Below are 12915 nucleotides of genomic sequence, written 5' to 3' on the forward strand. Positions count from 1 at the left end.
CAAGACCGACAAGCGGCTCCTGTTCTCGGTGTTTTACATCAAGAGCTTCGACGGCATTCAGGGCGAGCAATGGGCGCAGCAGGCCTGGGAGCACCTCGGCGCTGCTGACAACCGCGGTGTCCTGGTCGTCGCTGTGGAAGACCGCAACCTAGGCGCTTTCGTCGGCAACTCCTTCCCCAGCAACGCAGAAGCCGTCAACAGCGCAGCTCAAGGGCAGTTGTTAGAGGACGACAACTGGGCGGCTGCGGGCGAAGCTGCCATCGCCGAGGCAGGCGGTGGCAGCGGCTCCGCCGGTGGGTGGGCACTCGGCGCCGGCCTCGGTGGTGCCGCCGTTGTCGGTGGCACCACCTGGGCCGTGGGCCGTCGCAATAAGAAGAAGCGCGACGAGGAAGAGATTGCTCGTGGCCGCAACATCGACCCCAGGGATGTCTCTTCGCTGGACTCGCTGAGTACCAGCTCGCTCGATGTTCTTGCGCGCGATGAGATTGTCAGTACCGATGAGTCCATCCGCAAGGCCAGCACTGAGCTCGACCTCGCTCGCGCCGAATTCGGTACCGAGCGCATCCGCAGCTTCGACAACGCACTGAAGCACTCCCAGTCGACGCTCGAGCGCGCATTCACCCTTCGCCAACAGCTTGACGACGGCTCCGTATCCGACGAAATCGAGCGCCGCAGTGTCCTGCTGGAGATTATCTCCACCTGTGGTGTAGCGGATGACCAGCTCGACGGCGAGGCCGCAAACTTCCAGAAACTCCGCCAGGAGTTGATGAATGCTGAAGCGACCATTTCGAAGCTCACTCAGCGAAGTGTCGAGCTGCGCTCTCGTATGCCGCGTGCCGGCGAAATTCTCGACGGTCTGCGCGCACGTTACGAAGAGCAGATGCTCAGCTCTGTGACCGACAATATCGACATGGCCACGGAGCACCTTAATCAGGCTGACCAGTCAATGACTGAGGCCCGCCGCATGGCTGACCTGCCCGCCGGTGAGCAAGGTGGTCTGATTGATGCACTGTCGGCCACCGACTTTGCGCTCACACAGGCAGAGAGTCTTCTGGAGGCCATTGAACACGCCGATAGCGATATTCACGCTGCAGTCGCTGGACTGGCTTCCCTTATCGCCGAGGTCCGCGGTGAAATCGATGAGGCCTCGCACCTGATGTCGGCACCGCAAGGCGCTAACATCAACCGCGAGCGTCTCAATGCGGCCATCGAAGCAGGCCGTGAAGCACTCGGCGTGGCAGCCAATAAGTCCGAATCGGATCCACTGAGTTCCTGGACCGCACTGACCGATGCCGATGAGCTGCTCGACGAAGCCCTGGACTCCGCTCGAGACAAGGCCGCGTCGTTCGCCCGCGCTACCGCCACTTTGCAGCACAGCATGCAGGATGCCGACAATCACATTCGCGCCGCAGCTGACTTGATTGCTACCCGCCGCCGTGTGGTTGGCGCTGAGGCTCGCACTCGCCTCGCAGAGGCGCAGCGTGCTTACGGCTCTGCTCAGGGCTTGGCCAATGACGATCCGCGAAAGGCGTTGGCCTACGCACGTCGTGCGCGCAAGCTCGCCGCTGAGGCCGCTGACTTAGCTCGCCGTGACATCCGCCGCTACCAGGATCAGCGCCGCGGTGGCGGCAGCAACGGTTCGATGATCGCCGGCATGGTGCTGGGCAGCATGCTCAGCAACAACAGCGGCTTTGGTGGCAGTATCGGCGGTTTCGGCGGTTTCGGCGGAGGTTCGAGCCGACCAGGCGGCTCCGGCAGCACAATGGGCTTCTAGATTCCCGCCTAGATTCGCATCTGGCGTGGTCCATCCACAGACCACGTCGCCAGTGCGGCGGCAATCAGCCAGTCTTCGAAACTCCCCCGGAAGTCTCCCTCCTGGGCATAGACACCAAATACCCCGCGGCCTAGGCTATCCTCTCTGACGATTCGGGCGAGCTCATAGCCTGGGCGCTCGATGTCGAAGACCGTACGAATTCCCCGTCCTTCTCTGTTGAGGACGAAAGACTCCCCCTCGTCCGAATTCGTCATTACTAGCGCGTTCGTGCTAAAAAAGCGGGCTTTCACCTGCCAACCACGCCCTTGTGGCGAGGTGATCCAAAAAGCACTAAAGACCCCGTCCTGACAGCTCCAACCGTCGGACAGGGTCTTCTTGTTCTCGTCGTAAACGACGCCGTCTGCAATAGTTGCTACACGATCCACACCCAAATCATATAGGCAATCAGCAAGAGCAAGCAGACAGTGAGAATCCAGGTTGAGGAAACCATGCGGGACTCCAGCACTCGACGAGCACTGTAGACCAGGAAGATTTTCTCCTCTTCCGGCAGCGCACGGCCTTCGTCGGTGTCGAACTGCACCTCTGCGTGGCGCACGCCACGGGACGCACCGGTGAACTGGCCCCACTTCTCGCCGGTCTTTGCATTCTCGATGACGTAGTTCGTCGATCCCTCACACACCAGCTTGCCTTCGGGGCGATCCGGCGCAAAGGTCACTGAAAGCTGCTTGGCTCGCGAAATCTTGTCACGGTCGGCAGCAATGGTCGAGAACACGCGACCGTCGGGAAGCGTGGCGGAAACACGGTGATTAGCAGAGGCGTCAATAACCCACTCCCCTTCCGGGGTGTTGAGGCGATCGCCCTGCTCATCACGGCTGTACGTGCCGATTTCGGTGCTTTCCTTCAGAATCGGCCAGGTCTGCTCGGATTTTTCCCGGGAGCCGTCGCCGAGACTATAGGATTCCCAAAAAACTTCTTCGGCCATTAGCAGCCCACCAGGCGACCGGCGAAGTAGCTCTCCAGCTCGTCAATCTTGACGCGCTCCTGCTCCATGGTGTCGCGGTCACGGACGGTCACAGCGTTGTCTTCGAGAGTATCGAAGTCAACGGTGACACAGAACGGAGTACCAATCTCATCCTGGCGACGGTAACGACGGCCGATAGCACCGGAGGTGTCGTAATCGACGGCCCAGTGCTGGCGCAGCTTGTCCGCGACCGCCTCAGCAGTCGGAGTCAGGGTGTCCTTCTTCGACAGCGGCAGAACAGCAACCTTAACCGGCGACAGACGCGGGTCGAGCTTCAGCACGGTACGGGTGTCGGTGCCGCCCTTTGCGTTCGGCACCTCTTCCTCGGTGTAGGCATCGCACAGGAAGGCCATCAGGGCGCGGGTCAGGCCGAAGGACGGCTCGATGACGTACGGGACGTACTTTTCGCCGGTGACCTGGTCGTGGTAGCGCAGATCTTCCTTGGAGTGCTCGATGTGGCAGCCGAGGTCGTAGTCCGTACGATTGGCGACACCCATCAGCTCGCCCCACTCGTTGCCCTGGAAGTGGAAGCGGTACTCGAAGTCAATCGTGCGTGCAGAGTAGTGCGCGCGCTCGTCCTTCGGAACGTCGAACTGACGCATGTTCTCCGGGTTAACGCCCAGGTCGATGAACCAGTTCCAGCAGGCGTCGACCCACTCGTCGAACTTCTCTTCCGCCTGGTCCGGTGCGACGAAGTACTCGATCTCCATCTGCTCGAACTCGCGAGTACGGAAGATGAAGTTACCCGGGGTAATCTCGTTGCGGAATGCCTTACCGGTCTGGCCGATACCGAACGGTGGCTTCATACGAGCCGTGGTCATAACGTTCTTGAAGTTGACGAAGATACCCTGAGCGGTCTCCGGACGCATGTAGTGCAGGCCCTGCTCATTGTCGACCGGGCCGAGGAAGGTCTTCATCAGACCGGAGAACATCTGCGGCTCGGTCCAATTGCCCGGCTGACCGGTCTCCGGGTCCGGAACGTCTGCCAGACCATTGGCCGGCGGGTGACCATGCTTGGCCTCGTAGGCCTCCAGCAGGTGGTCAGCGCGGTAGCGCTTGTGGGTATGCAGGGACTCCACCAGCGGGTCAGTGAAGGTAGCGACGTGGCCGGAAGCTTCCCAGACCTGGCGCGGCAGGATAATGGAGGAATCCAGGCCGACGACATCCTTACGACCGGTGACGAAGGTCTTCCACCACTGGCGCTTGATGTTTTCCTTCAGCTCCACACCCAGGGGACCGTAATCCCATGCCGAGCGGGTACCGCCGTAAATTTCACCACACGGGTAAACGAATCCCCTGCGCTTACACAGGTTGGCGACGGTATCGACAACTGACTTAGGTGCCACGGTCTAGACCACTCCTTATAAATGGCTTCGCATCGCACACCACACGCCTTTTCCGGACACTCGATTCAGCCCGTTCCGTGCGGCGAACGACGTAATGAAAAGCAAAATGTACTGACCCCAACAGGCCAGTTAAAAGTTCCCCTATACTCTAGCGCATCTTGTCCAACCGATACCGGGTAGTGTCGTTTACATGGCTGGCGAAGATATGCACGAAGTTAGTTCTGGCGAAAACCCACGTGGTACGGGCTCCTCCGCTAGCCCCGGGGCGCACGCCTCCGCGCGGCCGACCGCAACGCGCATCGGCCAGCGCAGTACTCGCCAACGCCGCGCCGTCGTGTCGATTATGAGTGAAGCGCCGAATTTTCGCTCCGCAGCTGACATTCATAAGTCGCTGACGGAACGTGGGGACAAGGTCGGCTTGACGACGGTCTATCGGACGCTCCAGTCCCTTGCAGAAATGGACATTGTCGATGTTCTGCACAATGCCTCCGGAGAGGCTCTCTACCGGCTGTGCGGTGACCACCACCATCATCACCTAGTCTGCACCGATTGCGGCAGCACCGTTGAAGTCGCTGGCGGACCCGTCGAGCAGTGGGCTCACAGCCTGGCGGAGGAGCACGGTTTTAATCTGACCGGACACACTGCCGAGGTCTTCGGCCTGTGCAGGGACTGCCAGAAGAAGTAGCCCGGCTCATCTCCCCAAAAAATACCGGCTCTAGGCCTTGCCGAACCTACGGTCGCGCTTGGCGTACTCCACCACTGCGGAGCGCATGTCATCCCGACCGAAATCCGGGAAAAGCTTGTCCTGATAGACCATCTCCGCATAGGCGGACTGCCAGATCAAGAAGTTGGACGTGCGCTGCTCGCCCGACGGACGCAGGAACAAATCAACATCCGGCATAGTCGGCTCATCCAGGAACTGTGCGAAAGACTTCTCAGTCAAGTCATATTCGCTGAGCTCCCCCGCTGCTGCCTGACGAGCAATCTCTCTAGCAGCGTCAACAATCTCAGCGCGACCACCGTAGTTGACGCACATATACAGAGTTAGCGCGTCATTGTCCTTCGTCTGTTCCTCGGCGATCTCAAGCTCTTTAATCACCGAGCGCCACAGGCGCGGACGACGACCTGCCCAACGCACGCGAACGTTCTTCGAATCCAACTCATCACGACGTCGGCGCAGCACATCACGATTAAAGCCCATCAGGAATCGGACCTCATCGACAGAACGGCGCCAATTCTCAGTGGAAAATGCGTAGGCCGACAGGTGCTTAACGCCCATCTCCAAACAAGAATCGACGCATTCCATCAGCACGGCTTCACCGCGCTTGTGCCCCTCGGTGCGCTTGAGCCCACGCTGCTCGGCCCATCTACCATTGCCGTCCATCACAAGCGCGATGTGATTGGGCACGAATTGCTGCGGTACAGGAGGATTCAACACGCTTCCTATTGTGCCCCACCGCTACTATTTACTGCCAAAAAGCATCCACATGTTCCAGCGCCGGCACCCGGCGGCCCAGGTAGTACTGCAGGTACTTCGCCGTTAGGGTACGCGCCGTCGCCATCCGCCCCTCAAATTCGCTTGACGACGTATCGATGCCCGCCCATTGCTCATGAGCAAGCTGCCACATCAGATGCAGAACCTCGGTCGGCGGAGTATCTGCGCCCGGTGGCCTGCAGTTGGTGCACACTGCTCCACCCAGCGCGGGAGAAAACGCATGATGAGGCCCGGCTTTGCCACAGCCCGCGCATTCAAAGAGGCTTGGCTGCCAACCGGCCTGTGCCATTGCCCGCAGGATGTAGGAGGTCAATACCAAATCGGGGCGATGGCGACCGGCCGCAACGTCGTCGAGCGATTGGGTGGTGAGATCCCACAATTCGGGAGCCGGCACTTGTTCCTCGCCGACAATACGTTCGGCGACGTCCAGGACTGCACACGCACAGGTGTAGCGCGCATAGTCGTCGACAAGCGGTGTCGCCCACGTGCGCACGGTATCTGCGCCTACGATAGTGGACAGCCCCCGGCGTGGGTAGATATTGACATCCACGTCGACGAATGGTGACAGGCGGGAGCCGAAGCGGCTCGTCGCTCGGCGCACGCCTTTGGCGACACCGCGGACTAGGCCGTGGTCGCGGGTGAAAAGGACGATGATGCGGTCGGCTTCGCCGAGGTCGTAGCGGCGTACGACCAGCGCACGGTCGCGATACGGCTCGACCAATTTTTTAGAATCCCAACTTGCCCAGCTGCTTCGGGTCCGACTGCCAGTCCTTCAACACTTTCACGCGCAGGTCAAGGTAAACATTTTGACCAAGCAACGCGATGAGTTCCTTACGAGCCTTGTGAATGGTGGTGCCCATGCGTCGACCGTCGCGCCCCATGAGAATGGACTTCTGCCCCGAACGCTCGACATAGATAACGGCGTGGACGTCCAGGACGCCTTCGCGGTCCTGGCTTGGTAGCACCTCATCAATCTGGACTGCCACAGAGTGCGGCAACTCATCGCGCAGACCGCCGAGAGCCGCCTCGCGGATGAGCTCTGCCATCCGAGTGTGCAGATCCTCATCGGTGATGTGACCCTTTGGGTACAGTCGCGGTCCCTCCGGCAACTGGGAAGCCATTACATCAATCAGCGTGTTGATGTTTTCGCCGGACTTCGACGACAGTGGCACCAGCTCAGCATCCGGACCGAGCAACTCCTGCAGCTCAATCAGGCGCTCGATAATGGTGTCGCGAGAGACCTTATCCACCTTGGACACAATGCCCATGATGTTCTTGCAACCTTTGGAGACGTTCTCGTAGATCCAACGGTCACCGGGGCCAATTTTCTCGTCGGCAGGCACGACCATCGCGACCAGATCCACATCGGAATAGGTCTCCTGAACCATGTCATTCAGGCGCTCACCGAGCAGCGTGCGTGGCTTGTGCAGACCGGGCGTATCCACGACAACAATCTGGCAGTTCTCGCGGTGAACCACACCACGCACCGGGTGACGCGTGGTTTCCGGCTGGTTAGCGGTAATAGCGATCTTCTCGCCCACCAGGGAATTGGTCAGCGTGGACTTACCCGTGTTCGGACGTCCCACAATGGAAACGAACCCGGAGCGAAAGCCCTCCGGCGCGCTGTAATCATCAGCATCGCCGCCAAGTCCGGCATTGGCCAGCATGTCATCAAGATTGCCCATCAGTATCTTCTTCCTCGGAGTAGAACTCCGCAGTCGGCTCCACCACCACAGTGCGTACCCGCATACGACCACGACGGTCACGCGAGCCCTCGGCGGTAAACTTCAGTCCTGCATATTCTACGTACGAACCGGGTAGTGGCACACGTCCAAGCGCATAGGCCAACAGACCGGAGACCGTATCCACCTCATCGGTGACCTCATCATCGAAAACGAGTTGGCGCCCGTGGGCTTCGTCGTAAAGCTCAATGAGCTCGCCCAAGCTGAGGCGCGCCTGCACGCGGTAGGAGGCATCCCCCAGCGGTTCGATGGGGGCCTGCTCGGCCTCGTCGTATTCATCGGCAATCTCACCGACAATTTCCTCGAGGATGTCCTCAATAGAGATAAGGCCGGCGACCGATCCATATTCGTCGATGAGAATGGCGATGTGATTGCGGGTGCGCTGCATTTCATCGAGCAGATCATCCAGTGGCTTGGAGTCGGGTACAAAAACGCAGTTGCGCATGACCTCGGAGACGCGAACGCCGCGGCCGCCATCAGTACGCGAGTACGTCTGCTGGACAATGTCCTTCAAGTAAATGACGCCGACGATGTCCTCAACGCTCTCGCCAATCACCGGCAGTCGCGAGTGCCCTGACTTCACACAAAGGGCCACTGCCTGACCACAGTGCTTATCTGCCTCGATCCACACCATCTCTGGGCGCGGAACCATAACAACGCGTGCCGACGTTTCCGCGAGATCAAACACAGACTGAATCATGCGGCGCTCATCGTGCTCCACAATGCCGCGCTCCTGGGCGATATCGACCATCTCGCGCAACTCGACTTCGGTGGCGAACGGGCCATCGCGGAAGCCACCACCAGGGGTGATGATGTTGCCGAACCAAATCAGCAACTTTTCCAGTGGTCCCAACACCTTGGCCATAAAACTTAAGACGACCGCGGTGGCAAGGGAAATCGAGTATGGATTCTTCCGACCCATCGTGCGGGAAAACACCCCGAGGACCAGGAAGGTGAACAGAGCCAGCAACACCACTGCAGCCACAATGGCCCAGCGCTCCGGCTCGAAAAGCTTAAGACAGACCGCCGCAAGCGTCACTGCACCGATTGACTCGCACAGCGTCCGCAAAATCACCAGCACATTGACGTGCCGAGCCCGATTTTCTACGACCTTGAGAAGCGCATTAGCACCCGCGACCTCGTCACGCTGCAGCTCTGCCACGCGTGCACGGGAAATCCCTGCGACCGCAGTTTCGACTGTGTTGAGTCCGCCAGCGCAGATCATCGCCACAACGGCGACAATTACCAAAGTGATCATCGCTCGTTAGAACGCTCCGGGAACGCATTGGGGTTGATTGGTTTTTCGGAAAAGCTCACGCCACGACGATCGATGTCGTCGTACCAGTCCGCCAACAGACCATTCTGCAGAGAGAACATCTGGCGCTCTTCCTCCGCCGTGACATGGTCATAGCCCAACAGGTGTAGTACGCCGTGCACGGTGAGCAAAACCAACTCGTGGCTCAGCGGATGGCCTGCACGCTCCGCCTGCCCCGCGGCAAACTCCGGGCACAACACAATGTCGCCCAGCATCGCAGGCCCTGGGCTAGCTGCATCCGGTCGGCCAGAGCCAGGAGTGAGCTCATCCATCGGGAAGCTCATCACATCCGTCGGCCCCGGCAGATCCAGCCAGCGCACATGGAGGTCTTCGATTGTCTTCAAGTCGACAATGTGAATGCTCAGCTCAGCTGCCGGATGCACGTCCAGGCGCCCCAGCGCATACCGGGCAACGTCGATAAGCGACTCTTCATTGACGCCCTGACCGGACTCGTTGAAAACTTCAATGCTCATGTAATTTCAGCGTCCTTTATCGCTTTGTGGCGGACTGTCGCTTTTGTGGGGACTCGGCGCCCTGCTCAATACCTTCGTTATAGGCATCGTAGTCATCGTAGGCCTCGACAATTGCGGTCACCAGCGGGTTGCGCACCACATCTGCGGCGGCCAACGCCGGAAAAGCAATTCCCGGCACGCCGCGCAGCACCTCACGGGCGACGGCCAGACCAGACTTCTGCCCACGGGGTAGGTCGACCTGGCTGGCATCGCCGGTGATGACCATCTTCGAACCAAAGCCCAGGCGGGTGAGGAACATTTTCATCTGCGCCGGAGTAGTGTTCTGTGCCTCGTCGAGAATGATGAACGCATTGTTCAAGGTACGACCGCGCATGTACGCCAGCGGTGCGACCTCCACTACCCCAGTTTCCATCAGCTTTGGAATCAACTCTGGCTCAAGCATTTCGCGCATCGCATCATGCAATGGGCGCAGGTAGGGGTCGATCTTCTCGTGCAGCGTACCCGGCAGGAAGCCCAGGTTCTCACCCGCCTCCACTGCGGGGCGAGTCAGAATAATGCGTTCTACCTGCTTATTCTTCAGCGCAGCAACGGCCTTGGCCATGGCCAGGAACGTCTTGCCCGTACCGGCGGGGCCGATACCGAAAACAACGTTATAGCGGTCGATGGCATCGACATAGTTTTTTTGTCCCTCTGTCTTGGGACGCACGGTCTTGCCACGATGAGTCACGATGCCGCCACCGAGCACCTCGCTGGCGGACTTCTCCCCGCGATCCACAATGCCCACCGCGTGCCGCACCGACTCCGGGGAGAGCTCGTGCCCACGACGGGCCATCGCCTCCAGCTCCTTGAAAGCGCGGACAGCCAACGAAACATCCGCCGGAGCACCCTTGATTGTCACAACCCCGCCGCGGACATGAATATCCGCTGCCAGCAGAGATTCCAACAGCCGCAGATTCTGGTCCGCATAGCCGACCACGATCGGCGCGAGATTGTCATCGAGCTCGACGACGGCAGTGGTACGAGCAGTTACTGAATACTTTGTCATTATGCGTCTATCCTACTGACCACGCGTGGGTGCGCCGCCCCAGCGCTTTGTCAACGGCCCCAGTGCACAAAGAGCAGCAGCTCCAGCAAGGGCACTGCGGAGAACTGTCGGGCCGAGTACAACCGAGCTCGCACCTGCGCCGCAGAAGGCCTCGAGTTCCCCGGGGCTGACTCCCCCTTCTGGGCCGACGATAAAAAGAACCTTGTCAGCGTTTGCTGCCCGTGCGGCGAAGTCCACGAACGGAGCTGTTTCCTCCTCGTGCAAAACGGCTGCTGCACCACCTGCTGACGTGGTTTCCCGGATGAGTTGCTCAATATCGGCGGAGCTATGTAGGTCAGCGACCGGCGGAATCCATGCACGACGAGCCTGCTTGGCTGCCTCGCGCGCAGCCGACTGCCACTTAGCACGGGACTTAGTGACCTTCGCGGTACCCTGCCATCGGGCCACACAATTCACGGCCGCCCAGGGGATAATCTCATCGACCCCGGCCTCGGTCATCAAATCGACCGCAAGCTCAGCACGATCCGACTTCGGCAGCGCCTGCACCACGGTGACGTGCGGGCGCGGACGTGGACGTTCCTCGGCGGCGACCACACGAACGTGGACCTCACGCGGATCTACGTGCATGAGCTGTGCCCGCACCACCTTGTCCGCACCATTGGCAAGAAGAATCTCCGAGCCCTCTTTCAGCCTGCGAACGCTGATGTGTTTGGCCTCCGACCCGAGGATTCGAATGATTTCTTCCGGGCGCGGCAGCTCGGTGAACTCACCGAGAAATACGGGCAAACTCATGCGTGTTTCACACTCACTGGAGGGGGCTTTGGGGATGGCGTCTTTTAACGGCGGCGGAAACGGGAGAAGAAACCGTGGCGCTCATTCGAGTCTGCCACCTTGGCATCATCATCGCGGTGCTCGCGTAGCTTCTCCAGCAGCTCGCGGGACTTGCGGTCCAGCTTCGTCGGCACTGTGACATCGACGTGTGCGACCACGTCGCCATTGCCCTCGCCGCGCAGATGTGGCATTCCCTTGCCCGACAGGCGAATCTGCTCTGCCGGCTGGGTTCCCGAATCAACCTTGATGGTCATTGGCTCACCGAGCAGGTCGTCGACCTCAAACTCGGTACCAAGTGCGGCATCAGCCATGGGCACCTGCACGTTAAAGTGCAAATCATCGCCGTCACGCTCGAATACAGGGTGCGGGTCCATGGCAACTTCCACGTAGAGGTCACCCGCTGGGCCACCGCCCGGGCCGACCTCGCCCTGACCTGCCATGCGAATACGCATGCCATCAGAGATACCTGCTGGAACGTTTACCGTCAGATCACGGCGAGCACGCACGCGACCGTCGCCACCGCAGTTGTTACACGGATCGGGGATGATCTCGCCGGTGCCCTGACAAGTCGGGCACGGCCGCGAGGTCATCACATTGCCCAGGAAGGAACGCTGGACCTGTTGAATCTCGCCAGTGCCATCACAGCTGGTACACATCTTCGGCTTGGACTTGGACTTCGAGCCGGTTCCCTCGCACTGGTCACACAGCACCGCGGTGTCCACCGTGATGGGCTTGCGGACACCGGTGAATGCCTCATCGAGGCCCAGAGAAATACGCAGCAGCGCATCTGCACCTGGCTGCACACGCGAGCGGCGCTGGCGGGTACCGCCGGCACCGCCGAAGAATGCCTCGAAGATATCGCCGACTCCGCCGCCGCCGAAACCGCCGAAGCCACCGCCTGGCATACCGCCCTGCGGATTGAGAGGATCTCCTCCCATATCCACAATCCGGCGCTTTTCAGGATCCAGCAGGACCTCGTTCGCTTCAGAGGCCTCACGGAACTTCTCCGCAGCTTCTTCATCACCCGGATTACGGTCTGGGTGGTACTTGAGCGCCAGCTTTCGGTACGCCTTCTTAATCTCAGCGTCCGTAGCGTCCTTCTCCACTCCGAGGATGCCGTAATAGTCGCGTGCCAACTTTAGCTACTTCCTTTCAATACCCGGCCAACGTACTGTGCAACAGCAGCAACCGAGGAAATTGTTCCCGGATAATCCATAAATGTGGGGCCAACTACTCCCATGCCACCCAAAATCTCAGTGCCGGTGCCATAGCCAGTTGAAACAACTGAAGTAGCGCGCAGCTCCTCGTCCTCGTTTTCCTCACCGATAGAAACGCGAACATGGTGCAAATCCTGCGCGGCCGACAGCAGTTTCAGCACGACCACCTGTTCTTCGAGAGCCTCAAGAACCATGGGCAACGTAGAAGGTAAGCGACCGGCCATATTACCACGGGTCAAATTCGACGCTCCGGCCAGGATGAGTCTGTCATTCGGCTTCTCAATCAACGACTCCACCAGCACCGTCGAGCAGCGGATGATTACATCCCGCAAATCGCGCGGGGCGTTAGCTGCAAGATCGGAAATCGCGATCGACGCGTCGGCAAGTGTGTGCCCCGACATCGCACGGTTGAAATGCTCACGCAACAGCGGCACGAGATCGGGATCCACCGGTGCTGGCAGCTCAACATTGCGCTGCTCCACGCGCCCGGTGTCGGTGATGACTACCAGCAACAATCGCGCGTCGGCGAGCTGGACGACCTCGCAGTGTCGGACGCGGGAGACCTCCAGCGTCGGCACCTGCACCACCGCAACCTGACGGGTTAGCTGAGCCAGCAGCTGCACACTGCGGCGCAGAACGTCCTCCAAATCGACGCC

At 59.9% G+C, this 12915-nt stretch carries 14 protein-coding genes; 2 read left to right on the forward strand and 12 right to left on the reverse strand.

Going from position 1 to position 12915, the window contains the following annotated elements:
• Positions 1 to 1774: coiled-coil domain-containing protein (locus tag HMPREF3011_RS02700; protein WP_083327056.1), on the forward strand; the 1774-nt coding region annotated here is incomplete at its 5' end.
• A gap of 8 nt (positions 1775 to 1782) precedes the next feature.
• Here the strand turns inward: HMPREF3011_RS02700 and HMPREF3011_RS11200 are convergent.
• The 3 genes from HMPREF3011_RS11200 to HMPREF3011_RS02715 all read right to left on the reverse strand — a co-directional run bounded on the left by HMPREF3011_RS11200 (position 1783) and on the right by HMPREF3011_RS02715 (position 4141).
• The gene (locus HMPREF3011_RS11200) at positions 1783 to 2028 is read right to left on the reverse strand and encodes a hypothetical protein (protein ID WP_038626020.1); all 246 of its coding nucleotides are present in this window, start codon (positions 2026 to 2028) and stop codon (positions 1783 to 1785) included.
• Positions 2029 to 2186: 158 nt separating this feature from the next.
• Entirely contained in the window at positions 2187 to 2756 is a 570-nt protein-coding gene (locus HMPREF3011_RS02710; RefSeq protein ID WP_038626022.1) for a hypothetical protein, read from the reverse strand.
• Positions 2756 to 4141 carry a glycine--tRNA ligase gene (locus HMPREF3011_RS02715; protein ID WP_038626024.1) on the reverse strand — a complete coding sequence of 462 codons (1386 nt, stop codon included), beginning with the start codon at positions 4139 to 4141 and terminating at the stop codon, positions 2756 to 2758. The genes HMPREF3011_RS02710 and HMPREF3011_RS02715 overlap by 1 nt, the downstream gene beginning before the upstream one ends.
• A 190-nt stretch (positions 4142 to 4331) precedes the next feature.
• On the opposite strand from HMPREF3011_RS02715, the gene HMPREF3011_RS02720 reads away from it, so the two are divergent.
• Positions 4332 to 4826, forward strand: a complete 495-nt coding sequence (locus HMPREF3011_RS02720) for a Fur family transcriptional regulator (RefSeq protein WP_038626026.1) — start codon at positions 4332 to 4334, stop codon at positions 4824 to 4826.
• A gap of 30 nt (positions 4827 to 4856) precedes the next feature.
• On the opposite strand, the gene HMPREF3011_RS02725 is transcribed toward HMPREF3011_RS02720, so the two are convergent.
• The 9 genes from HMPREF3011_RS02725 to HMPREF3011_RS02765 form a co-directional block, all read right to left on the reverse strand.
• The gene (locus HMPREF3011_RS02725; RefSeq protein ID WP_371327157.1) at positions 4857 to 5579 is read right to left on the reverse strand and encodes an isoprenyl transferase; all 723 of its coding nucleotides are present in this window, start codon (positions 5577 to 5579) and stop codon (positions 4857 to 4859) included.
• A gap of 28 nt (positions 5580 to 5607) precedes the next feature.
• The gene (recO, locus tag HMPREF3011_RS02730; RefSeq protein WP_038626030.1) at positions 5608 to 6357 is read right to left on the reverse strand and encodes a DNA repair protein RecO; all 750 of its coding nucleotides are present in this window, start codon (positions 6355 to 6357) and stop codon (positions 5608 to 5610) included.
• 4 nt (positions 6358 to 6361) lie between these two features.
• Positions 6362 to 7303, reverse strand: coding sequence for a GTPase Era (gene era / locus HMPREF3011_RS02735; RefSeq protein ID WP_052155617.1), 942 nt, complete (start codon positions 7301 to 7303; stop codon positions 6362 to 6364).
• Positions 7304 to 7307: 4 nt separating this feature from the next.
• On the reverse strand, positions 7308 to 8636 hold the full coding sequence (locus tag HMPREF3011_RS02740) for a hemolysin family protein (protein WP_038626034.1): 1329 nt from the start codon (positions 8634 to 8636) through the stop codon (positions 7308 to 7310).
• Positions 8633 to 9166 (reverse strand): rRNA maturation RNase YbeY, encoded by a 534-nt coding sequence (gene ybeY, locus HMPREF3011_RS02745; RefSeq protein ID WP_005511056.1) that lies wholly within the window; start codon positions 9164 to 9166, stop codon positions 8633 to 8635. Before ybeY ends, HMPREF3011_RS02740 begins: the two co-directional genes overlap by 4 nt.
• A gap of 16 nt (positions 9167 to 9182) precedes the next feature.
• Positions 9183 to 10211, reverse strand: a complete 1029-nt coding sequence (locus HMPREF3011_RS02750; protein ID WP_038626036.1) for a PhoH family protein — start codon at positions 10209 to 10211, stop codon at positions 9183 to 9185.
• A gap of 12 nt (positions 10212 to 10223) precedes the next feature.
• Complete coding sequence (locus HMPREF3011_RS02755; RefSeq protein WP_038626038.1) at positions 10224 to 11003, reverse strand: 16S rRNA (uracil(1498)-N(3))-methyltransferase; 780 nt, start codon at positions 11001 to 11003, stop codon at positions 10224 to 10226.
• A gap of 44 nt (positions 11004 to 11047) precedes the next feature.
• Positions 11048 to 12178 (reverse strand): molecular chaperone DnaJ, encoded by a 1131-nt coding sequence (gene dnaJ / locus HMPREF3011_RS02760; RefSeq protein WP_038626040.1) that lies wholly within the window; start codon positions 12176 to 12178, stop codon positions 11048 to 11050.
• Between the two features lie 2 nt (positions 12179 to 12180).
• A partial coding sequence (locus tag HMPREF3011_RS02765; protein WP_070841114.1) for an HrcA family transcriptional regulator occupies positions 12181 to 12915 on the reverse strand: 735 nt, incomplete at its 5' end.

This window comes from Corynebacterium sp. HMSC074C04 (assembly GCF_001838295.1).
GTDB lineage: Bacteria > Actinomycetota > Actinomycetes > Mycobacteriales > Mycobacteriaceae > Corynebacterium > Corynebacterium amycolatum.

What these genes read in the sequence shown, in the direction of transcription:
- HMPREF3011_RS11200 (WP_038626020.1), bottom strand. Translation starts at nt 2,028, where the DNA reads ATGACGAATTCGGACGAGGGGGAGTCTTTCGTCCTCAACAGAGAAGGA.
- HMPREF3011_RS02710 (WP_038626022.1), bottom strand. Translation starts at nt 2,756, where the DNA reads ATGGCCGAAGAAGTTTTTTGGGAATCCTATAGTCTCGGCGACGGCTCC.
- HMPREF3011_RS02720 (WP_038626026.1), top strand. Translation starts at nt 4,332, where the DNA reads ATGGCTGGCGAAGATATGCACGAAGTTAGTTCTGGCGAAAACCCACGT.
- era (WP_052155617.1), bottom strand. Translation starts at nt 7,303, where the DNA reads ATGCTGGCCAATGCCGGACTTGGCGGCGATGCTGATGATTACAGCGCG.
- HMPREF3011_RS02740 (WP_038626034.1), bottom strand. Translation starts at nt 8,636, where the DNA reads ATGATCACTTTGGTAATTGTCGCCGTTGTGGCGATGATCTGCGCTGGC.
- ybeY (WP_005511056.1), bottom strand. Translation starts at nt 9,166, where the DNA reads ATGAGCATTGAAGTTTTCAACGAGTCCGGTCAGGGCGTCAATGAAGAG.
- HMPREF3011_RS02750 (WP_038626036.1), bottom strand. Translation starts at nt 10,211, where the DNA reads ATGACAAAGTATTCAGTAACTGCTCGTACCACTGCCGTCGTCGAGCTC.
- HMPREF3011_RS02755 (WP_038626038.1), bottom strand. Translation starts at nt 11,003, where the DNA reads ATGAGTTTGCCCGTATTTCTCGGTGAGTTCACCGAGCTGCCGCGCCCG.